Source organism: Shewanella sp. Arc9-LZ (assembly GCF_010092445.1).
Taxonomy (GTDB): domain Bacteria; phylum Pseudomonadota; class Gammaproteobacteria; order Enterobacterales; family Shewanellaceae; genus Shewanella.
The window spans coordinates 2,606,327-2,629,417 of the sequence record NZ_CP048031.1 but is presented as its reverse complement, the minus strand read 5'-3'; the positions used below and the strand labels follow the sequence as shown (position 1 = coordinate 2,629,417).

The 23,091-nt window shown below is 42.4% G+C and carries 21 protein-coding genes and 1 pseudogene; 8 read left to right on the top strand and 14 right to left on the bottom strand.

Annotated elements, in window-relative coordinates; translation table 11 throughout:
* The 4 genes from lapB to GUY17_RS11265 all read left to right on the top strand — a co-directional run bounded on the left by lapB (nt 1) and on the right by GUY17_RS11265 (nt 3,459).
* Nucleotides 1–1,161: a lipopolysaccharide assembly protein LapB gene (gene lapB / locus GUY17_RS11280; RefSeq protein WP_162023218.1), complete on the top strand. Its 1,161-nt coding sequence runs from the start codon at nt 1–3 to the stop codon at nt 1,159–1,161.
* A 68-nt stretch (nt 1,162–1,229) separates the two neighbouring features.
* Nucleotides 1,230–1,928, top strand: coding sequence for an orotidine-5'-phosphate decarboxylase (gene pyrF / locus GUY17_RS11275; protein ID WP_162023217.1), 699 nt, complete (start codon nt 1,230–1,232; stop codon nt 1,926–1,928).
* Nucleotides 1,929–2,037: 109 nt separating this feature from the next.
* Complete coding sequence (locus GUY17_RS11270; protein WP_101087091.1) at nt 2,038–2,880, top strand: SDR family oxidoreductase; 843 nt, start codon at nt 2,038–2,040, stop codon at nt 2,878–2,880.
* A 27-nt stretch (nt 2,881–2,907) separates the two neighbouring features.
* Nucleotides 2,908–3,459 (top strand): DUF2058 domain-containing protein, encoded by a 552-nt coding sequence (locus GUY17_RS11265; protein ID WP_101087092.1) that lies wholly within the window; start codon nt 2,908–2,910, stop codon nt 3,457–3,459.
* 93 nt (nt 3,460–3,552) lie between these two features.
* Here GUY17_RS11265 and GUY17_RS11260 read toward each other — a convergent pair whose 3' ends face one another.
* Nucleotides 3,553–4,488, bottom strand: a complete 936-nt coding sequence (locus tag GUY17_RS11260) for a hypothetical protein (protein WP_162023216.1) — start codon at nt 4,486–4,488, stop codon at nt 3,553–3,555.
* A gap of 358 nt (nt 4,489–4,846) precedes the next feature.
* Between GUY17_RS11260 and GUY17_RS11255 the strand changes: the two genes are divergently transcribed.
* Nucleotides 4,847–6,604, top strand: a complete 1,758-nt coding sequence (locus tag GUY17_RS11255) for an acyl-CoA dehydrogenase C-terminal domain-containing protein (protein ID WP_162023215.1) — start codon at nt 4,847–4,849, stop codon at nt 6,602–6,604.
* Between the two features lie 211 nt (nt 6,605–6,815).
* Here the strand turns inward: GUY17_RS11255 and GUY17_RS21095 are convergent, their stop codons facing one another.
* The 13 genes from GUY17_RS21095 to GUY17_RS11195 all read right to left on the bottom strand — a co-directional run bounded on the left by GUY17_RS21095 (nt 6,816) and on the right by GUY17_RS11195 (nt 20,398).
* Entirely contained in the window at nt 6,816–6,980 is a 165-nt protein-coding gene (locus GUY17_RS21095) for a hypothetical protein (protein ID WP_174839639.1), read from the bottom strand.
* A 79-nt stretch (nt 6,981–7,059) separates the two neighbouring features.
* On the bottom strand, nt 7,060–7,404 hold the full coding sequence (locus tag GUY17_RS11250; protein ID WP_162023214.1) for a hydrogenase maturation nickel metallochaperone HypA: 345 nt from the start codon (nt 7,402–7,404) through the stop codon (nt 7,060–7,062).
* Nucleotides 7,404–8,411: a hydrogenase expression/formation protein HypE gene (gene hypE / locus GUY17_RS11245; RefSeq protein ID WP_162023213.1), complete on the bottom strand. Its 1,008-nt coding sequence runs from the start codon at nt 8,409–8,411 to the stop codon at nt 7,404–7,406. Before hypE ends, GUY17_RS11250 begins: the two co-directional genes overlap by 1 nt.
* Complete coding sequence (gene hypD, locus GUY17_RS11240) at nt 8,401–9,528, bottom strand: hydrogenase formation protein HypD (protein ID WP_162023212.1); 1,128 nt, start codon at nt 9,526–9,528, stop codon at nt 8,401–8,403. Before hypD ends, hypE begins: the two co-directional genes overlap by 11 nt.
* Nucleotides 9,525–9,767 carry a HypC/HybG/HupF family hydrogenase formation chaperone gene (locus GUY17_RS11235; protein ID WP_162023211.1) on the bottom strand — a complete coding sequence of 81 codons (243 nt, stop codon included), beginning with the start codon at nt 9,765–9,767 and terminating at the stop codon, nt 9,525–9,527. Before GUY17_RS11235 ends, hypD begins: the two co-directional genes overlap by 4 nt.
* A 2-nt stretch (nt 9,768–9,769) precedes the next feature.
* Nucleotides 9,770–10,489 carry a hydrogenase nickel incorporation protein HypB gene (gene hypB, locus GUY17_RS11230; RefSeq protein ID WP_059743617.1) on the bottom strand — a complete coding sequence of 240 codons (720 nt, stop codon included), beginning with the start codon at nt 10,487–10,489 and terminating at the stop codon, nt 9,770–9,772.
* A gap of 274 nt (nt 10,490–10,763) precedes the next feature.
* On the bottom strand, nt 10,764–13,175 hold the full coding sequence (hypF, locus tag GUY17_RS11225) for a carbamoyltransferase HypF (RefSeq protein ID WP_162023210.1): 2,412 nt from the start codon (nt 13,173–13,175) through the stop codon (nt 10,764–10,766).
* Between the two features lie 55 nt (nt 13,176–13,230).
* Nucleotides 13,231–15,270 (bottom strand): NiFe hydrogenase, encoded by a 2,040-nt coding sequence (locus tag GUY17_RS11220; RefSeq protein WP_162023209.1) that lies wholly within the window; start codon nt 15,268–15,270, stop codon nt 13,231–13,233.
* On the bottom strand, nt 15,257–15,811 hold the full coding sequence (locus GUY17_RS11215; protein ID WP_101087100.1) for a HyaD/HybD family hydrogenase maturation endopeptidase: 555 nt from the start codon (nt 15,809–15,811) through the stop codon (nt 15,257–15,259). The genes GUY17_RS11220 and GUY17_RS11215 overlap by 14 nt, the downstream gene beginning before the upstream one ends.
* 15 nt (nt 15,812–15,826) lie before the next feature.
* Nucleotides 15,827–16,495 (bottom strand): Ni/Fe-hydrogenase, b-type cytochrome subunit, encoded by a 669-nt coding sequence (cybH, locus tag GUY17_RS11210; RefSeq protein ID WP_101087101.1) that lies wholly within the window; start codon nt 16,493–16,495, stop codon nt 15,827–15,829.
* 31 nt (nt 16,496–16,526) lie between these two features.
* Entirely contained in the window at nt 16,527–18,230 is a 1,704-nt protein-coding gene (gene hyaB, locus GUY17_RS11205) for a nickel-dependent hydrogenase large subunit (RefSeq protein WP_011637560.1), read from the bottom strand.
* A 2-nt stretch (nt 18,231–18,232) separates the two neighbouring features.
* Entirely contained in the window at nt 18,233–19,369 is a 1,137-nt protein-coding gene (hyaA, locus tag GUY17_RS11200) for a nickel-dependent hydrogenase small subunit (protein WP_101087103.1), read from the bottom strand.
* A 336-nt stretch (nt 19,370–19,705) separates the two neighbouring features.
* The gene (locus tag GUY17_RS11195; protein WP_254439813.1) at nt 19,706–20,398 is read right to left on the bottom strand and encodes an NAD(P)H-binding protein; all 693 of its coding nucleotides are present in this window, start codon (nt 20,396–20,398) and stop codon (nt 19,706–19,708) included.
* 215 nt (nt 20,399–20,613) lie between these two features.
* On the opposite strand from GUY17_RS11195, the pseudogene GUY17_RS11190 reads away from it, so the two are divergent.
* The 3 genes and pseudogenes from GUY17_RS11190 to GUY17_RS11180 all read left to right on the top strand — a co-directional run.
* Nucleotides 20,614–20,802, top strand: a pseudogene (locus tag GUY17_RS11190) (pentapeptide repeat-containing protein); the annotation flags it as partial.
* A 185-nt stretch (nt 20,803–20,987) separates the two neighbouring features.
* Nucleotides 20,988–21,821 (top strand): hypothetical protein, encoded by an 834-nt coding sequence (locus GUY17_RS11185; protein ID WP_162023208.1) that lies wholly within the window; start codon nt 20,988–20,990, stop codon nt 21,819–21,821.
* 284 nt (nt 21,822–22,105) lie between these two features.
* Complete coding sequence (locus tag GUY17_RS11180; RefSeq protein ID WP_101087229.1) at nt 22,106–22,939, top strand: mechanosensitive ion channel family protein; 834 nt, start codon at nt 22,106–22,108, stop codon at nt 22,937–22,939.
* Nucleotides 22,940–23,091 lie beyond the last annotated feature (152 nt).

Below are 23,091 nucleotides of genomic sequence, written 5' to 3'. Positions count from 1 at the left end.
ATGCTAGAAATCTTGTTCTTGTTATTGCCTATCGCTGCCGGTTATGGATGGTACATGGGACGACGCAGTATTCGTCATAGCGATAGCCAGCAGACTAAAAAATTAAGCCGAGATTATTTTACTGGGCTTAACTTTTTACTGTCGAACGAGTCTGACAAAGCGGTTGATTTATTCATCAGCATGCTCGATGTTGACGATGAAACTATCGACACCCATTTATCGTTAGGTTCGTTATTTCGTAAACGTGGTGAAGTGGATCGTTCCATTCGCATCCATCAAAATTTGATTGCTAGGCCCAGCTTAACCAATGAGCAGCGTGACATTGCGATGATGGAGTTAGGTAAAGATTATATGGCTGCAGGTTTTTATGACCGTGCTGAAGAAATCTTTATTAACTTAGTCAGCCAAGATGACCACAGTGAAGAAGCTGAAACACAACTGCTGTTAATCTACCAAGTGACTAAAGAATGGCAAGACGCCATCAATATCACTAAGCGCCTACCTCGTAAACGTCAGCAAGTGCTTAAATGCACCACGGCCCATTTTTATTGTCAGTTAGCTGATGAAGCCAATAATGATGCTGATAAAATCAAAAAACTACAACAAGCCATTAAACAAGACGCCCAATGCGGCCGTGCTTGGTTAACCTTAGCTAAAATGTATCTTGATGCTGGCCAATTTGAGCTATGTAAGCAGGCGCTACAAGAGTTAAAAGTGGCAGATATTAATTTATTTGCCGATGGTGTTTCAATTGCAAAGCAAGTGTATCGAGATACTCAAGATCCAAATGGTTTTCATGAGCTGCTCGCCAAAGCGATTGCCGATGGCGCGGGAGCCAGTGTGGTAGTTACACTCGCCGAACATAAAATTAGCCTCGGCCAGCATCAAAGTGCTGAAACCATGATGCTCGATAATTTATATCGTCATCCGACCATGAAAGGCTTTCAGCATTTAATGAAATTACACATTAAACAAGCTGAAGATGGTCAAGCCAAACAAAGTCTGTCCATGCTTGAACAACTTGTTGAACAACAAATTAAATTCCGCCCTAGTTATCGCTGTACTGCCTGTGGTTTCCCTTCTCACGGTTTGTATTGGCATTGTCCATCGTGTAAACAGTGGGGCAGTATCAAGCGAATAAAAGGCCTCGATGGCGAATAACGTCGCCATCACAAGATAGAATCCCTATAATAAATGCATTAACACAAGCTATTGCCGCTGGAGTCCTAATGACTGATAAATCCATTGTAGTCGCCCTCGACTATGACAATAAAAATGACGTATTAACCTTTATTGATAAACTTGACCCAGATATGTGTCGTTTAAAAATCGGCAAAGAGATGTTTACGTTATTCGGACCCGATCTGGTTAAAGACATCCACAGTCGTAATTTTGATTTATTTCTTGATTTAAAATTTCATGATATTCCCAATACGGTTGCAAAAGCCGTTGCCGCCGCCGCTGATTTAGGCGTGTGGATGACCAATGTGCATGCAAGTGGCGGCTTAGCCATGATGCAGGCAGCCAAAAAAGCATTGATACCATTTGGCGAAGATGCACCAATTTTGATAGCCGTTACCGTATTAACATCGATGTCAGATGAAGATTTAGTATTACTTGGTATTAATGTCCCTGCATTTGAACATGTACTACGTTTAGCCAAATTGACTCATCAAGCAGAGTTAGACGGGGTTGTGTGTTCCGCTCAAGAAGCTAAATTGCTTAAATCATCATTTGGACAAGATTTTACCTTAGTCACGCCGGGGATTAGACCCGCAGGCAGTGATGCTGGTGATCAACATCGCGTCATGACACCACCCCAGGCCATTGCGGCAGGGTCAGATTATTTGGTGATTGGTCGACCTATCACTCAAGCAGCCGATCCATTAGCAGCACTTAAAGCTATTTATCAATCACTGCATGTTTGATTTGTTATCGCGCTAACGGCTAAATTGACTGAGTCATGGACTTGGTCAATCTAGTGGGTAAAGGAAACTTATCTACATTAACCAAATCACACAGAAATAAGGGATGACTATGTTTGATGACAAAGGGTTTGATAGAACAGGGTTTGATTACACAGGCAAAAATGTTGTTGTGGTTGGCGGTACATCTGGCATTAACCTTCAAGTTGCGATTCAATTTGCTACTGCTGGCGCCAATGTTGCGGTCGCAAGTCGCAGTATTGATAAGGTTAATGCTGCGGTAGAATTACTGAGCCAAGCTAACCCGAACGCCAAACATTTAGGTGTCAGTTTCGATGTACGTGACAACGATGCATTAACGGTTGGTTTTGCAAAAATTGCTGACCTTTACGGTCATATTGATGTGTTAGTGAGTGGCGCAGCGGGTAACTTTCCGGCCAGTGCGGCAAAGCTGTCGAACAATGGCTTTAAATCGGTTATAGATATTGATTTAATTGGCAGTTTTCAAGTATTGAAACAAGCTTATCCATTGTTATCTCGCCCGAATGGCAGCATTATTCAAATTTCCGCACCACAAGCGTATATCGCGATGCCGTTACAAGTGCATGTTTGCGCCGCTAAAGCCGGAGTCGATATGTTGACTCGTACATTAGCGTTAGAGTGGGGTGTTGAAGGGATACGAATTAACTCTATCGTACCTGGTCCAATAGAAGATACCGAAGGCTTTAATCGCTTAGCACCCAGTGAGGAACTGCAACAACGAGTGGCTAATAGTGTGCCGCTAAAACGCAATGGTAAAGGCCAAGATATTGCTAATGCAGCTTTGTTCCTTGCATCAGACATGGCGTCATACATTACCGGTGTTGTTTTGCCTGTTGATGGTGGTTGGTCATTGGGTGGAGCCAGTATTGCAATGACAGAATTAGGCGACATAGCCGCCAAGCACGGTTTATAAAAATCGATAAATTTAAAGGTAAATAACATGGCAAATGCATTACAAGATCAACTGCTTAAAGCAGGTCTTGCCAGTAAACAAAAAGTGCGCGATGCAAAAACACAAAAACGTCGTGACAAAAAAGCCAAAGTTGATGACGGCAGTTCAGAGCTCAAGCAACAAATTGCTGAGCAAAAGTTGCAACAAGCTAAAAAAGATAAAGCATTGAATGAAAAGCGCTTTGCTGAAGCATCTGAAAAAGGTCAAGTACGTGGTTTAATCAGCGAGTTTTCTAAGTTTGCCATTACCGTAGCCCGTGATGCTGAGCTTAAGTTTAACTTCACGTTAGAAAACAAAATTTATTCGGTTTATATTACCGATAAAATCCAAGCTGATTTACTCAATGGCAGTTTAGGCATAGTCCGTTATGAAGATAAAACCTACATCGTGCCGCATAAGCTCGCAGAACGAGTGAAGTTACTTGTTCCACAATGGTGTGGTTACTTATGGGATAAAGCCGCTAAAGACTCTGTTGAGCAGGTGAGTGGAGCCGATGACCCATATGCAGATTATGCAATTCCAGATGATTTAATGTGGTAAGTGGTTACCATTAACCATTAACCATTAACAATTAATCATTAACAACAAAACGCCTCTAAATAGAGGCGTTTTTGTTTGGTGTTAACCAATACTTTACGAGTCTGCATTAGCCTGTTTTGCCGTTAACGCGATAACTTGCTGACAATAAGCAAGGTGATGGCGGATAGTATCTAAGTATTGTGATGCTTGATTATCGATAAGGTACCAATAACTGGCTGTTTGTGGATACTGATTATAAAACAAAGACTCTGCCATGATGAGATCGCTTTGGTTAGCATAGGTTAACCATTGCACGCTCGGTAAGTTACTCAAGGCGGCTAACAACGCATATTGCACATCAAGATTGTCAGGTTGTTCAGTCGTCACTTGCAAGGCTAAGCGCTGGGCGATTTTAAATTGCGGATCAGCGTTGTCTGGGGTCAATATATCATTTTGGCGTCGACGAACCGCATCGCTCAATAGAACCTCAAACGGATTAATATCAACGGGTTCAGCTTCGTGAAGCAATAGGATAGAGGCATCATCTACAAACAATTCGGGCCACTGAATATTATTACTGGTGAGTTGCAAACCTAGTGCAATACGACGCTCACCTAACCAATTATGCACCATGCAAGGTAAATGTTCTGAGGCAGGCATGTCATTGGGTCTCGCTAAAGACGGTAATAAAGACATACGTTGTACATTGACCTGTTTTGCCATCAACGACATCAATAAAATGGTCACCAATCCCGAAGATGGCCAGCAGTTAAGTTGTCCTTCGAGTTTTTCACCCACTTCGGTTAGCAATGAAACTAACTGATTGTCATCTAAACTATTACTGACAACGAAGGCCTGATGCGAACCAGCATAAGGACCATTACAAATGTTAATAACGTTTTCGGCATCATGTTCAGTCCCATTGAAAATAAAAGTATGTCCAATGTCGGCTGGTTGCCAATCGCCATGTGCATTACCAATGACGGTGATCTGTTGATAGTGCTCAGATAGGGAAGATGATGGGGGGATCTCGTCAGTACGTGTATGCATAAAAGTGCTGTTCGCTATGGTTTATTACTAGAGTTTAATATTCGTGTTTAATTCTGTGGCTTAATACTCGGGTTTAATACTCGGGTTTAATACTTGGGTTTGGACCTATTGGGTCATCAAATAAAGTTAAAAAAGACCACAGATCTCAATCAAATAAGCTGCTAACTCATGGATCGTACGGCTAATTGTAACTCATTGGAACCCTATTGGGCTGAGAAACGTAAACTATCGAGATAAAGGCTCGCTCTAGCCGACATTCGTCAAATTATGGTTAGATAATTGCTAAAAAGCTTTTCTTTTTGTAGCGCTTTAGTATAAATTAAAACAACTGTTTTAATTATTTGTTTAAGAGACTCTTATGAACCCATACCAAGCCCCGTTAAAGGACATGCAATTCTTGTTGGAACAGGTATTTGATGCCCAAGCTACATGGGAACAACTTCCAGCTATGGCAGATGTTGTCGACATGGATACTGCATTAGCCATTCTAGATGAAGCGAATAAGATCAGCCGTGATCTGCTTCACCCTTTAAATCGCAGTGGTGATGAGCAAGGTGTGGTTCATAAAGGTAATGACATTATTACTCCTGATGGCTTTAAAGAAGTGTATCAGCAGTTTTCAGAAGGCGGCTGGGTAGGGCTTTGTGGTGAGTCAGATTTTGGTGGCATGGGCATGCCAAAAATGCTTGGCGTGTTAGTGGATGAAATGAATTACAGCTCGTGTAATTCGTTTACGTTATATAACTCACTGACCGCTGGTGCTGCGTTATGTATTAACGCACATGCCAATGAAGAATTAAAACAAACTTATTTACCTAATTTATATTCTGGCCAATGGGCTGGTGCAATGGACATGACTGAGCCACATGCTGGTTCTGATTTAAAAGGTATTCGTACCAAAGCAGAACCGCTTGATGATGGCAGTTATTCTATTACCGGTAACAAGATTTTTATTACCGGCGGCGATCATGACTTAACTGAAAACGTCATTCATTTAGTACTCGCAAAACTTTCAGGCTCGAATGGCATATCATTGTTTGTCGTGCCTAAAATCAGCGTTAATGCCGATGGTAGCTTAGGCGAAGCTAATGGTGTTACTGTGGGTTCTATTGAACACAAAATGGGTCTTAAAGCGTCAGCTACCTGTGTGATGAATTATGATAACGCCAAAGGCTTCTTAGTTGGCGAGCCCGACCGCGGTTTAGTGTGTATGTTCACTATGATGAACTACGAGCGTTTAGCCATTGGTTTACAAGGTCTAGGTAACGCACAAGCGGCTTATCAAATGGCCACAGACTATGCTAAAGATCGCCTACAGGGTGTTGCTGCTGCAGGTTCAGCGACTGGCGCAACGTCCGATCCTATTATTGTGCATGGCGATGTACGCCGCATGTTACTCACTATCCGTGCGATGACGGAAGCGGGCCGAGCATTATCGGTTTATACCGGTAAGCAGTTGGATTTAGCAAAGTATGCCAGTGGCGATGTGCAAGCTAAAGCGGCTAGGTACGTTGGTTTGCTTACACCTGTTTCAAAAGCATTTCTAACCGACCGCGGTTTAGATGCCACGGTTATGGGTCAGCAAGTGTTTGGTGGTCATGGTTATATTCGTGAAACCGGTATCGAGCAATTTGTTCGTGATACCCGTATTGCACAAATATACGAAGGCACTAACGGTATTCAAGCTATCGACTTTTTAGGCCGTAAAATTACTTACGATAATGTCGCCACTTTGACTGAATTTGTTGCTGAAGTGAATGCAAGTATTGCGCAATTAACTCAGGCTAATACTGAGCATAAAGCGATGGTAAGCCAAGTGTTTGCGGAGTTACTCACAACAGCTAACTACGTCAATGACAACAAGAAAACTCAACCAGCATTAGTTAACGCTTGTGCTGTCGACTTCTTAGATGCCTTTGGTTATGCCTTATACGGTTACTTCTGGCTATTGATGGCTGACAAGGCATCAAGTCATGAAGATGCTAGCTTTGCTGCCCAAAAGCAGTTTGTGGCTGACTTCTATATGGATAAGCTATTATCAAAATCTCAGTATCATTTATCACAAGTTAATCAGGGTGATAAATCGATAATGGCAATGCCTGCAGAAATGTTCTAAGTCTACATTTGCAATGCAACAAGATAATAAGCCTTCCGATGGAAGGCTTATTTGTTTGGCAGCCTTTATATCATCAAGGTTTTAAGCAGCATTTTAAGCAGCGTTTCAAGCGTTGTGCTAACCAAGGTAAATAACCAACGTTTAATCGCGTTGATCTAGCAAACTATTTTAGCTTTAGCATCGCATAACGTGTTGACTACAGGTTAGGCAATTACTTACTGCGCTTCCAATAGATAAACGCTACAACTGCCACAAGAGCAATGGCGGGTGTTAATTGAATTAAATGGTGAAACAGTCCAACACCACCATGTCCCTCATGCGCCATAGCAATAGATGGAATAGTGGCAAGGATAAAGGCAATTGATAAATATTTCATGGTGTTGTCCTTGTATTTGTAAGGTTACTCTGGTTATTAGGTTAGGGTATTTTAATATAACTGATTGATAAATATTGTGTTATGTGTCCATGACAAGCTGCATTAGCATCATGTCTTCACCGTCAATCACGGTGGTTTTATTTGACTGGCAAATGGGGCAAACAATGGTTCGTTCATCTACTTGCGATTGTTGTTCGCATTGATTGCACTGCAACACTAATGGCTGAACATTAATAATTAATCTTGCCTCGTGACAAACACTGTCTAATTTAAACGTTTCAAAAGCTGTCGATAGTAAGGTTGGCTCAACGCCACTTAACACCCCAATTTTTAGTTCAACTTGCTCAATTCGTGTGGCTTTATGCAGCTGTGCAAGCGCTTCGCATTGTTCCATTAATGACATCACAATCGAGTATTCATGCATTAACAAATCCTTGGCAGTAATTCACCTTGTGGTAAATCTAAATAGCGACTGCTGCCCCAAGGTGTTTGTAGCACCACTTTGCCAGGATGGCGTTCAGTAACATGGCCAATAATTGCTGCGTGTTCACAATGTCCATAGCGCTGCATCACCTCAATAGCCCCTTCGGCGACATCCATTGGCAATGCCATAATAAAGGTGCCCTCATTGGCTAAATCGAAAGGTTCAAAGCCAAATAACTCACATAAGCCTTTTACTTCATCACAAATAGGAATGCAGGCTTCTTCAACATCAATGCCAACGTTCGAGGCTTTGGCCCACTCATTTAGCACCGCAGATAAACCACCGCGGGTCGCATCTCGCATGGCATGAATATCGATATTTGCCACCAGCAGTTGTTCAACAATCGGCCATAGCGTATCGCAGTCACTGCACAAATCAGATTCAAGTGTTAAGCCATCACGGGCCATTAAAATTGCCGCACCATGACATCCAATGTCACGAGAGACAATAATGGCGTCGCCCACTTGTAAATTACGCACTGAAATATTCGGATGTAAAATACGCCCTACACCCGAGGTATTAATAAATAGCCCGTCAGCACAGCCTTTAGGCACCACTTTAGTGTCGCCGCAAACTATCCGCGCGCCTGATTTGTGTAATTCAGCAGCCATGCTATTCACAATAGTGGTTAAGTCATCCAGTGGAAAACCTTCTTCAATAATAAAACTACAGCTTAAATATTCGGGTTGTGCAGCCATCATGGCTAAATCGTTTACCGTGCCGGCAATCGCGAGTTTACCGATATCGCCACCAGCAAAAAATAACGGTGAAACGGTAAAAGAGTCAGTGGTAAAAGCAATATGACCACACATATTCAGTTTGGCCGCGTCTTCTTGCGAAGTTAAAATCGGATTATCAAAGGCTTTAAAAAACAAATCGTGGATCAATTGATCCATTTCTTTACCGCCACCACCGTGGCTAAGTTGAATCGTCTTTTTAGATGGCATGATTAACTTCTCCGTAGCGGTAATAAGCATTACACGCGCCCTCTGAGCTAACCATGCAGCTGCCCAGCGGTGTTTGTGGTGAGCAGCCTCGGCCAAACACTTTGCAGTCTTTAGGGTTGGCTAAGCCTCGCAAAATATCGCCACACATACAGGCTTTATGGTCATCAATTTCGGTTGTCGGCAATACTTTTGCATAAATGCGTTCGGCATCGCGATGATGATATTCAGGACGCAGTGTCAGTGCCGAATTAGCAATAGGCCCTAATCCACGCCAGCGAAAGCTGTCACGGACCATAAAATATTTGTCGACAAGTTGTTGTGCAGCAATATTGCCCTCGTAACTCACTGAGCGGCTGTATTGGTTATCAAGCTCCGCTTTGCCTGCCACTTTTTGGCGTGTGATACGTAAAATGGATTCCATCACATCTACCGGTTCAAACCCAGACACCACAACAGGGGTTTTGTATTGGTCGACAGTTGATTGGTAGATTTGAGCCCCACTAATCACGCTGACGTGAGCAGGACCGATAAAAGCGTTCACTTTACTGCGGCTATCAGACATCACGGCATCAATGGCGGGTGGAACCAGCACATGGTTTATATGAAACAAGATATTGTCTATTTTCAGTGCTTCAGCCTGTGCCAGTAAGGCGGCCGTCATTGGCGTTGAGGTTTCAAAACCAATAGCGAAAAAAATCACGGTTTTGTCAGGATTATCCTGGGCAATTTTTAAGGTATCCAATGGATCGTATATAGGTCTAATATCGCAGCCTTTAGCGCGAAACTGCGCCAAGCTGCCCATTGAACCCGGCACTCTGATCATGTCGCCCAAGGTGACTAAAATGGTATCGGCTTGAGAGGCAAGGGTAGCGGCATGGTCAATTCGCTCTTTAGGCATAACGCACACTGGGCAACCCGGACCGTGAATAAAGTGAATATTGTCGGGTAAAAGCTGTAATAAACCGTACTTCATAATGGTATGGGTGTGGCCACCACACACTTCCATAATGTTTATTTGCTCAGTCGTTTTAGCCGCTTGTTGAGCAATCAATTGCGCTAAATGACGAATAGTCTGAGGATCTCGAAACCCTTGATAAAAGTCATTGAGGCTAATCATTGCTCAGACTCCAATTCCATCTCAGCGACAATTTGTTGATATAAATCGAGGCTTTCTTGCGCATCATTGTGGTCAATTTTATTCATCACAAAACCGATGTGAATCAATACAAAGTCGCCTAACGCCAACGGATCGCATATCAAATGACAACTCACACGACGTTTAACACCAAGCGTATCAACAGTAACTGTTGCATCGTTATGAATTTCAACTACTTTTGACGGTACTGATAAGCACATAGCTAATATTCCTTATGTTCATCAAACCACGTTGCTAATACTTTCATCGAATCAGGATTTTTCACTGATACAACGAGTAATTCCACATCTGGATTTAATTTACTTAACTGTGCTTTGGCTTCGTCAATACTAAAGTCAAAGTAAGGAAGTAGGTCAGATTTGGTGATAACCACTAAATCTGCTCGGCGGAACATCACTGGATACTTCTCAATTTTATCGTCACCTTCAGGCACTGATAACAACACAATATTTTTATGGGTGCCAACATCATAACTGGCAGGACACACAAGATTACCGACGTTCTCAACGAAGCAAATATCAACATCATCTAAATTAATGTGATGCAGTGCACCGTGAACCATAAATGCATCGAGGTGACAGGCAGAGCCTGTTTGAATTTGATAGGCGTTGATACCCTTGGCAATTAAACGGTCGGCATCGCGTGAGGTTTCAAGGTCGCCTTCGATCACGGCATAGCGAGCATCAAGGTATTCATGTAAACATTCTAAAAGACTGGTTTTACCGCTGCCAGGACTACTCATTAGATTAAAGGCACTGACCTGATGAGCCGCAAAATGATCACGATTATGTTGTGCTTCGACATCATTTTTATCCAATATTTTATGGATAACCGCTAAGGTCTTTTTATCGTTAAGCTGAGGATTACTATGAAGAGTATGGTCATGATCATGGGTAATTGAACAGCCGCAATCTTTACACATGTTATGTTCCTTAACCTTGTTGTTATTCTTATTAACTAGTGTCGGTTAAGTGGATTAAGGATTCTTTGATACACATCAGTTTTTGCAATAAACACTGTGAACAACAGTGTTTATTGCGTTAATTATGTGACAGATGCCACAATTATCTGAAGGTCAACATTGATGTAGCATTGCAGCGTTAGCGATACCGCTGCTAGCCGGATTATGATAAAAATTAATCTATTCACGTTACTTACAATGGTTAAATTGTCATTAGTATTTGATACGCCTAAGCCTAAGCCATGTGATGTATGCCATACCACAATTGACCTAATGCAATACCACCGTCATTAATGGGAATATGGCCACTGGGCAAAACTTGCCGTTGGCCACGTTTACAATCATTAATGCACTGGCTTAGTAAGGTTTTGTTTTGAAATACACCACCACAAAATACCTGCGGTAACTGGGGATATTGTTGCCCAATTCTATCCAATTGCTGGCTAATCGAATTGATAAAATGCCAACATATTTGTTGGTTAATTAAAGGGTTATGTGAGCTTTCTACAGCACAGTTAACTAATTGAGTGATAAAGTCGCTACTGTGCCATTGAATCGGTTGTGAGTCAGTGTCGCTTATGGTGTTGAGTGTTACAGATAAAGGTTCAATATTTGACTTGCAATTATAGGCATTGGCTGCCGCTTCAATCATCATTCCGGCTTGGCCTTCGTACTGCGAGCTACCAATAAAGCCTAACGCCACCGCAAGAGCATCAAATAAACGTCCAACGGATCGACATTCAATACAATGGCTATTGTTACGCCATAATTGATACAAATTAGTGACAGTTTTGCTGCCCAAATCGGCTATAGCGGCAATCGGGAGTAAAAGTACTTGTTCAAGCGGCATCTGTTCAAACAATAATGCCAGCAGAATTCTAACCGGGTGTTTAATGGCTTGTTCACCGCCAATGAGCTTAAAGCAACTAAAGTGGGCCACCGTGGTAAAACCGTTAACATCAGCCAGCATCACTTCGCTGCCCCATAATGCACCGTCATCACCTAAGCCTGTGCCATCAAAACTGAATCCTAATACTTGCTCAGTGCGTTGGTGCATCGCCATAACCGACAAAACATGGGCGAAGTGGTGTTGTATGCCAATACAATGAGATGGCAAAAGGTGATGTTCCGATTGGTAATTTTCCGCCCATTGTGTCGGCGCATATTGCGGGTGATTATCATGCACAATATGACTCGGGCTGAAGTCATACAAACGCTTAAACGTCGCTAAGCTTCGGCTAAAATATTGCTCTGCTTCAAGGCTGAATAAATCACCAATGTGCGGTGATACAATCAAATTATCGGCAAAACCAAATGCGACCGTATTTTTTTGTTGTGCGCCAACAGCCAACACGCTGTTTTGGCTGTTTGATAGCATTGGTGTATGCAAATTAATGGTTAGCGGCGCATAACCGCGAGCCAATCTAATCACTTGCAGTTGCCCGTCAATCACTTGTACCACACTGTCATCACAAGCATTAATAATCGGCCGATTATGGTCGAGTATCCCATCAACTACATGGCTTAAATACTGTTCAATGTCAGCCTGATTACCAATAATGGGTTCACCGCTGCGATTGGCGCTAGTCGCTACAATGGGTTTCTGTAATCGCTGCATCAATAAATGATGTAATGGTGTGTAGGGTAAAAATACTCCAAGGCGATCAATACCCGGCGCTAGCAATGGACTCAGTATGATCGGCCCATTATTTGATCTATCATCTTTACCATTACCACTGTTATCATTACTAACAACGCGTTTGGTCATCAAAGTAATCGGCTTCTCAGGGCTGGTTAACACTTGCCATTCCGTTTCAGTACCGCTGACACATAATTTTGCTTGGGCTAAGTTGGTCACCATTATCGCTAATGGCTTGGCGAGGCGTTGTTTACGTTCGCGCAGGGCTGCAACCGCATCGTTATTGGTGGCATCACACACCAAATGAAAACCGCCTAAACCTTTAATGGCGATGATGCCACCACGGTTTATCATTTCAACGGCTTGCTCTAATGCTATTAACATCGATGAATCATAAAGACATTCAGCACGAGCATTGATGACGCTAAAGGTTAACTGTGGGCCACAATGTGGGCAACTGACAGGTTGGGCATGGTAGCGTCTATTCATTGGGTTGGTATAAGCGGCGTGGCAATCTTCGCACATCTCAAAATCAGCCATGGCGGTGTTGCATCGGTCATAAGGCAGGGCGTTGATAATGGTATAGCGCGGACCGCAATTGGTGCAATTAGTAAACGGATATTGATAGTGACGGTTTTGAGGGTCATTAATGTCGTTAAGACAATCTCGGCAAATACTCATGTCGGCCGAAATAGCCACATTTGCATGCTCGTCAGATGAGGCATGGCTTTCAATAATACTAAATTGGTCAAACAAACTTAATTGAGTTTGATGAGTAACCTCAATGGCATCAATTCGCGCTAATGGCGGAGGAGATTTAGCTAATGTATCGATAAACTGTTCAATCTGTTCGCTATTACCCTGTAAAACAATCGTCACCCCAAGGTGATTATTCAGCACACTACCGAGTAAAGTTAACTGATGTGCCAAACGAAACACAAAGGGGCGAAAACCAACCCCTTGTACAATACCTTTAACAATAATGGTAACTTGCTGTAATGGTTTCATAAGGACTCAATCTCATACAAGGATAAGCAATAACTGATATACCTTAAGATACCTTTTATCCACGTCGTTGTTTGAGATATAGCCCACCAATTGCGATATTAACGCCATCTAAATCCAGTAATGGATTAACCAGCAGCGGAAAGTTTTTACCAATGCGTAATTGCACCCGATCAGTTAACACCGGATTAGCAAATTCGCTTCCTGCAATCACTAATTGTTTTACGCCAATATTTTGATCTAAATGTTCAACCCAATGGCTTAAGTAGTCGGCAAACGAGTCATGAAATGCAAACGCAAGTTTTGCTAAGTTAGTCTCGCCTGCCAACTTGAAACTCATTAACGAGCCCAATGTTTTACACCAATTAAGGCTACGATGTGCGGCACCTTTGGTGAGTGGAAAGTCAATGCGTGGTGCATTGTTGCCATGATGCGCCATCGCTAAAGCAATAAATTTATCAGCAAGTTCGGTTACCGTCACACGTTGAGCGGTTTCTACTGGATAGGCACCAATAATCAGGGTAGCAACAGCCATTAGCTGAGACAATGCACCATCGTTGGCTTGAATGTGCAGGTCCAATAATTGATTATATTCGGCGGGAAATAATTGTTTAAACTTATCTAACAGGCTTTTTTGAGGAGACTCAGACAAACTATGACAAATCTCATAACCTGTTGTCGGCAACGTCGGTAATTGGAAAAATAACTCAGGCTTACTTTGGCTGTCGAGGGTGACAATTTGGCAAGTATTTTGTTGGCTGAAATACAATACCGCAGCATGCTTAACAAATTGTGCTTTATGATGATTTTTATTGGGGTCACAACGTAATACCGCAGCATTCAATGCACATAAGCTGGTAGTAATATCGTTCGTTATTGTGCTTGAATCATCTGCTAAAGAGCTTGCTAAAACAGCTGGTACAGCTAACGGTGAAGCTGACTGTGAATTAGAAGATTTAGCACCGTTGTCACTCACTCGCCAATTAATGTCAGTTGTAGAACTTTGAACCGTAAACGTATGCAGATCATCTTGGTAATGATGCTCATCATGCAAACAGGTTACGTTAGTGGGTAACGGTATGGTGCCATTACCTAGGGTGGTAATGGGTAACCATTGTTGATTAACACTGGCCAAACGCAGCGGCTTATTGAGCAAGGCTTCTTGGCTAGTATGCTGGTCAATATCATGAGTGACATGCAACCAATTAATGCCTTTTTGGCGTAACACTTCCGTGAGTATCACTAACAAACGATTTTCAGCAAATTGAATTTCATACAGCGGCGCTAATAAACTGGGGTGATCACTACTTGGTCGCACTCTTAGTAACGGTTTTTCGATGCTAGATAATGCCAACACTTGGCTGTCATTAACAATAAAATGGCTATTCAAAGAATTCGGATTACAGACTAATATTCGCGGCCGTTGATATTTTATTGTTGTGGTTATTGCGGTTATAGGCGCATTGGTCTGTGATGAGTTTATGCGTTGATCATCTGCATTTGGCGATATGGTCGAGGGTTGTATGGTTGAGGGTTGTATGGTTGAGGAGAATATGGCCGCGGGTGGGGTTAACCACAACGTGATCCCAAGAATAGGTAAGGGTAGAGACTTATGGCTTAGTAGGCGGTTTGCCATCGCGGCGATGTCGGCCTGAGTTAACGATTTTTCATCGCGACTGAGTTTTTCATGTCCCATACAATGATGACATTGCAGATTAATATCACCAAAAGAGGGATGTTGATTATCGCCAAATTGTGGTTGGCAATGCTGACAAAAATACAGCGGTAAACCAGAATAAAGCGGTTTAATCTTAAATGGTTTTCGCTGTCCGCTGTGTTGCTCAATCCGCTGAATGTGGGTGTCAAGTAACCAAACGGATAACAAAAAATCACTGGCAATCTCATCGGCTAACGCTTCAAGTTGCGCTTGCGTAGCAAAGGCCTCAATAAAGTAACGTATTTTACTGGTTTGAGGCTCGGATTCAGCACCAATACTGATATTAAATTCGTTGCGCTCCAGGTATTGATTACACAAGTGCTCATATAAGGGCACATGGCGTTGGCATACAAAATCAAATCGAATGTTATGCATCGACATAGCAACCTCGCTTATAGGCGTCAGGAATCACCTCATCAATAGTAATATCAGCCACAATCTGCTGGCTAAACCCTAAGTCGGTCAAATGGGTTAACAGAGCATGTTCCATTAGCGGAATGGCGGCATGTAAATGTGGCGTAAGCCCCAAAGTCATTGGCTCAATCACGGTAGGGGTAACGCCTAATACAAACGTGTGTGGTCTATCACCCACAATGTCCATCATGTTGAGTGTTTGCAGCATTTCCACTTCATGAGCACTGCCTTGCCAATCGATTTCAGCAGGGGCGTGATCAAAATCAAAAAAGTACACTTCACCGGGCTCCACACCAACACTATTAACCGTATCGACCACAATCAAATGGTCGTACTGGCTTATCATCGGAATAAGGCCTTGAGCTAGGGTGCCACCGTCGACAATATCTATGCTGTCAGTTTGGTGGCTGAATTGGTATTTGTCTTTGATATAATTGACAAAATGTACGCCGACTCCTTCATCGGCGTACAATACATTGCCTATACCTAACAGCAATATTTTTTTCACAATTATTCATTCATCCTATTTATGTACTTTGTGATAGTCATAACCAGACACAATAGAATCGACTGAATTATGTTTAAAGCGAATACCAGACCACACCGCCATATACATATGGATCACCACAAAGATGATGAAGGCCCATGTTAAGTAATGATGATAAATCCGCAGTGGCGCTAAACCACCACAGAGGCCGGTTATCCATGCCGATACATCACCGAGCATTCCGCCAATACCTAAATGGTACACATTGGCGTAAAGCACTAAGCCGGTGATACACATAATCAAGGCGACAAACGAAATGGCCACATAGGTCATAAACTGTAATGGTCCGTAAACGCCGGCTTTGTCTAAACTGCCCATCCAAAAATAAGATTTTATTTGCGATATCCAGCTTCGAGGCGATAGCACATCTTTAAATGATCGTCTTTCATTGTTAATACGACTAAAGAAAAACAAGTAAAAACGCACTAAGGTAATACTGGTTAACAAAAATCCAAAAATGATATGGGCAAAGCGGATCCAACCTTGTACCAATACATCAGTGCTGGCAGGCGCCACTAAAAATGGCCACGAGATATAAAATCCGGTGATCACTAATACCAAAATGGCCAGAGCGCGTAACCAGTGAAATATTCGAATCGCTGGAGTAAATATCAGCTGCCGATTATGGGTTGCAATATGTTCCATACTTTTATCCCTCCTACTCCATTACCTCTGATTAAAACCCATTTGGATCAATTTTAAATTGACCTAGGGTGTGTTTCTTGTAATCCATCACGTGAACGGAACACGCCATACAAGGATCAAAGGAATGAATAATGCGAATGACTTCTAACGGCTTAGTTGGGTCTTCAAGTTTCAAACCAATCAACGAAGCTTCGTATGGGCCCATTTTACCGTTAGCATCCACAGGGCCTGCATTCCAGGTAGTAGGAACCACAGCTTGGTAGTTTTCGACTTTGGCATCTTTAATCCGGATCCAATGACTTAACATGCCGCGAGGGGCTTCAATCATCGAATAACCTTCGTAAACACGGTCTGGGTCTATTTCAGGTTTAACGTAAGTAGACTGATCCGACTGTATATTCACCAGTAAAGCATCAAAGGTTTGCAAACTGGCCTGGCCAACCAACACCGTTTGCAACATACGTGCAGCAGTACGGCCTAAAGTGGTAAACAATGCTTCAAGAGGCAAACCAGTGCGAGCTAACAAACCATCAACCGCATTGACCACAACTTGATTGCCACGGGCATAGTTAACCAACAAACACGCTAGTGGACCTACTTCAATCGGTTCATCTTGGTAACGCGGAGACTTAACCCACGAGTATTTACCATCGCCATTAATGGTGGGTAATTTGCCATACACAGTGTCGCGCTCAATAAACCCGGTGTAATCAGGAATGGTGGTTCCTTGATATGGATGTTGCGGACCATCAGCTTTATACCAGGCGTGAGTCACATCTTCTTTAATCAAGCTCGGGTCGATATCCAATACATTGGCTAAATCACCGTTTAAAATGACCCCTTGGTTAAATAAGTACTCGCCATCGGTTGTAATAAAATCTTCACCGCACAAGAAACTGTTAACATTTACGCCGCCAAGTACACTGGCTTCTGTACCAAATGCTTCTGCTGCCATCACAATATCGGCTTGGTAAGCTCGCTCAATAAAGTCTTGCACGATAGCGTGCTTTTGTTTCCATTCTTGTAAACGGGCGGGGCTTAACATGTCACGTACTGAGGTTACGCCGCCCACAACAATAGACTGTGGATGTGGCGATTTGCCGCCAAAAATAGCTAACATTTCAGCCGCCACACGTTGTACTTCAAGTGCTTTTAAATAATGCGATAACGCAATGAGGTTTTGCTCAGGGGTAAAACGATAAGTACCATTACCCCAATAGGCATTGGCAAATGGACCCAGTTTTCCGGTTTCGACCAAGCCTTTCACTCGTGCCTGTACCGCTTTTAATTCACCTTCACCGGCAGCAATCGGTGCATCAGAATAATTCATTGCCACTTTAGCCGCTAAGGCTGGGTCGGCACTTAATGCTGATACCACATCCACCCAATCCAAACCATGTAGATGATAAAAATGCACAATATGATCATGCATGTAGAGTGATGACTGCATTATGCTGCGCAGGTATTTAGCATTAAGTGGGATCTTAACCCCAAGGGCATTTTCAACGGCCTCAGTACCGCAACGATAATGCGAATAGGTACATACGCCACAAATACGCTGCACAATTAAGCCCACATCCATTGGAGTTCGGCCTTTTAAAATAACCTCAATACCTCGCCATAAGGTCGACGAAGACCAAGCCTTGGTAATGACATTATTGTCATCCACTTCAACTTCGACACGTAAATGGCCTTCGATACGGGTGATAGGGTCGATAACGACACGTTTACTCATGATTATTCCTCCAAAGGCTTAGCAAATACGCTAGCAACTGCATGGGCGCCAATACCAACAACGGTAGCGCCTAAAATGACCGCACCAATGGTGTCTGCGGTGGCATCTATGCCATGTAAAAGTTGGCGTCCTAGCGGTTTTTCAAAGTCCGCCATGTCATCCCAAAAATTCGGCTCAGAGCAACCCATACAGCCATGACCCGCTAACACCGGCCAACTGGTGTGATGGTTAAAACGCTCAGTAGGGCAGTTGTTATAGGTATATGGGCCTTTACAGCCGACTTTATAAAGGCAGTAACCTTCTTTAGCACCTTCATCACCAAATTCTTCAACAAACTCACCAGCATCAAAGCGCCCACGACGTTCACAGTTATCATGTACCCGTGCGCCGTAAGCCCATTTAGGACGATTAAACATATCCAGTGCAGGTAACTTACCGAACATAATGAAATACATTAGCGTGCCAACAATGTTCTTTTCGCTCGGAGGGCAACCGCCTAAGTTAATCACAGGTTTATCGACCACTTCGTAAACACCTTTTGCCCCAGTCGGGTTAGGTGCAGCGGCTTGTACACCGCCAAAAGCAGCGCAAGTACCAACGGAGATAATCGCGGCAGCATTTTCCGCTGCTTCCTTAACAATGTGTAAACCCGTATGACCTTTACAACCCACGGTTAAAAAGGTGCCGTTATTGGCGGTAGGGACCGCACCTTCAACGGCCAGCAAATACCGACCTTTGTAGGTTTCAAGAGCGTTTTCTAGGTTCTCTTCTGCTTGCCAGCCAGAGGCTGCCATTAAGGTTTCGTGATATTCAAGCGAGATATGATCGAAAATCAATGTGTCGAGGTTGGGCGTGTCGGTACGAATTAATGACTCAGAACAGCCAGTACATTCGGCTAAATGTAACCAAATTAGCGGTACTCGGTCGGCTAATTCAGCCGCTTCGGCAACCAGATTACTAAAGGGTAGGGGCAAGGCAAACATTGCAGTGACCGACGCGGTCCACTTAATGAAGTCTCGACGAGATATCCCAATGTTGGCCATTTTTTGTTGTAGTGACACGGGCTGACGTTGGGCAAATTGGCGTAAATAATCAAGGCGGTCTTGACCCTGTTTATAAAGGGCTGCATGTGTGTCCATGTTGATACCTTCTGCTTAAGTTAGCTCAGTGGCTAATAATTAGTTGCAATCCATCGGTATCAATATTAAAACTCAGCCAAAAATGGTCTTTGATGTAAATCAACTTGTAAGATATTTCCTTAGCATATGTAGGGCTATATCGTCGAATACATGATGTTGATCAAGTTAACAAAAATGAAATCGGACAAATTGTCGCAGATCACCATTTTATTGACGTTATTATTTATAGACTTGCTGATGTTGGCGAGTTAAATCTTGTTCAATCTAGTTGTGTGCGGAGCGGATGCTCGTTGGATACTTATCATTAGCCATCTCCGCCACAGGATAACGTCATGGTTAAACGGCTAATAACGGTTCGGAAAGTGCCATAAAATCACTCCAATACAAATCATCTACTGCAATAGAACGACTATTTTGCAATAGATTGATCGCCATAGCATTTCCCAACTTCTCGGCCGAAATACTCCTAAATTTATTCAAAGAGCCACATAATAATGGGTCAAGTAAGGGCATAACAGACAGCGTTAATGCCTGTGATAAACCGTAGCGATTTGTGGGGGTCATGATCATTGATGGGTGGAACAAGCTCAGCCGCTCAAATCCAAGTTCTTTTAGGCCTTGCTCAAGTTCTCCCTTAGTACGTAAATAAAATGAGGATGATGATGGGCTTACCCCAACCGAACTTAACAGCTCAAAATGAGTAACCCCTGCTTTTTTACATGCAAAAGCAAAGTCGAGAACAGCATCCTTATCTATTTTAATGAATTCTTGTTGACTCATTTTTGATGGTTGGCCAACACCAAGGGCACAAATTGCGGTGTCGTGGCCAGCTATAAATGGCTCATATGATGTTGGTGAAAAAATATCGATTTGATGTTGAATGATAGACTCACCGACAACATTCTCAGCAGGCCTTCTTCCAAGTAGCGTCAATTGCTTAACCGCGGGCATGTTTGCGAGTTTCAATGCCGCATGATTTCCCACCGCACCCGTCGCGCCAAGCATAATGATTTTAGTAGCGTTCGACATATCGTCCTTTAATGATACTTACAGATACCAAGCGGTAATTAAGATTGTTACGCAATAAATTAACCTTTATTTTCCCCTAACAACAGACAAAGTCATATTTTGGCTGAAAAAGGGAGTGAGGCGAAACGAAGCCAACTGCTATGTGTTTGTTTACTTGATGGTGTTTTGACGGCATTTATCCGGAATAAAAAACTGACATCAATCTTTTAAACACCAGCTTTGTAAACCAGATATCATACAAGATTTATTTTTGCTTGGTGTATATTACCGGTTGTAATTTGTCTTACACCGACTTTGAAGAACAATGCATTGTAAAATGTGACTTGTTCGAAAACAGCTGGACGGGCGCCAATTTACAAAAGGCTTCTTTTAAAGATTCAGATCTAAGCCGTGGTGAATTTTCATCCAATGGACAAAAAATGCTAATTTATCCATAAGATAAGCTCACAATTTGATTAGACACGGCTTTAACTTTGCTTGTTTTTATAACATTATGACAACAAAGATGTGTTTTACTTAAACATCAATGACATTAACTATGACATTAACTATGACGTTAATAATGACATTAAAAGGATGTTACTCACCCATGAGAGCCACTTATCTATTTTTGTTATGTCCATTGCTCGTGCCTATCGTTACCAGCGCAAACAACTTGCCTAACTTCCTCACGGCAGACTCCGATAAAGAGTACCGTGCAACAATTAATCATTTACGGGGTTTATTACCCAAAAATGGCATTGCAGAAATATTGCCTGGGTTAGTCTCACCGTATGGTGTGCTTGATGTGCATCCAACAAAATTTACCTCTGCAGAGGATAAAAATGATTTTGCTAACTTCAATTTAGGTGTAATGAGTCACGCGATATTTAAAGCCGATCCCCAATTTGTCACCAGTTTGCCCAATAGAGTGCTGTGCAATGAAAAATCATGTCGAGACCAAAGGGTTAAGGCCATCAACATATTGCTGATAGAGCAAGACGTAATCAATAGTTTTTTTAAGGACAACGTCGATATCACTATTGTTCAGCGCTCAGATGATAATGTATTTAGAGTCAATAATGCATTTTTCACCCCCGCAGGTATTATTCAATATCAACCGTCAGCGGTAGCTGGGTTTGTACCTTCAGCCGATGCCACATATTTTAAAAATGTCACCAATATAGAAGCGTGTGATTTGTGCTCATCACGCTCAGCTAAGGTAAGAGACATTATGGCCAAGCACCACATTGCCGCGATGGTTAAAGAAAGTGACGGCGTAATGAATATTATTTTCGATGGTATCAGTAATAATCATTGGGGAGTTAAGCTAAGCGACAACTCAGATGTTAAGCCGGTAAAAGGGCAGCCAAATGCTTTGGGGTATCGATATGATGACGTTATAGCGATAACACCAACCGTTATTTACTACCAAACTAACTAAAATGATCACCAGCTAAAATATTCACTTCAATATCACGTCAATATTGCGAATATCGATACGGATAAAACCATTAATGTCAGCTACATTAATGGTTTTTTCGTGTTTATGAAGGGGCAAATTTACCGACGTTGACTAAGTGTTTACTGCTGCACCAGGTTAGACCTCATACTGTTATGGCCTAATTACCTTGTCTTCTGCTGCTATTGCCAATAGAGTGACGGCCGGAATGTCCGTAATTCAGCACCATGAGTGTGGAAACAAAAACAACGTAGGTAACAAGTTTGATAGATAATATAGCTTTGATCGTCGATTTTTTTCTCGAACACAAATTATTATTAACGGTGTTAATAATAATGCTTATCTCAGTGATAAAACGTTTTATCATTTCAAGTATTCGTGGCGACGTCGCTTTTCTTTCTGATGTGCAACGCAAATGGATGTCACGCACTAAAAATGGCACCTTCATTTTAATACTGGTTATTTTGTTCATGCTTTGGCAATCCGAAGTTAGCAAGTTTGCACTGTCTGTTACCGCCATTGCCATTGCCATAGTGATAGCATCAAAAGAAATTATTCTTTGCTTTACCGGCTCAATACAACGCGCGAGTTCACGTTCATTTGTGATTGGTGATTGGATTGAAGTAGGGAAAATATATGGCGAAGTGATTGAACATAACTTAATGGCCACCGTGATCCAAGAGATCGATCTTGATCAAGGTCAATATCATTACACCGGTAAAACCGCGACATTACCTAACAGTATGTTTTTTACCTATGCGGTGAAAAACCTCAACTTTATGAAACGTTATGTTTACCACAACATAACCATTACCGTGGTCCAGTTTGTTAATCTCTATACACTGTTTCCTGGGTTAACCCGTCAAATAGAACAGCACTGTGAAGACTTTATCGAAGTGGCTAAGCGTTACAACGGTGTGATAGAAAAACATGCTGGTGTCGATTTACCTGGCAGCGAACCGCATATTCATATCACCAGCGGCATCAACGGAGAGCAAAATGTGCATATCATGATTTTTTGCCCCACCGAACGCGCCATACATTTAGAGCAGTTAATAAGAGAAGACTTTATGATTGCTTACCACGAAAACTTTAGCTAACTCATCTGAAATCGCTCTCTATCGCTCCACATGTTTAGTCCGCACGGCATGATTAATCTCAGTTCAACACTGGGATTAATCATTAACTTCACTGTGTTTTAGAATCAATAACATCAATAACATCAATAACATCAATACAAAGTCTTTGCATG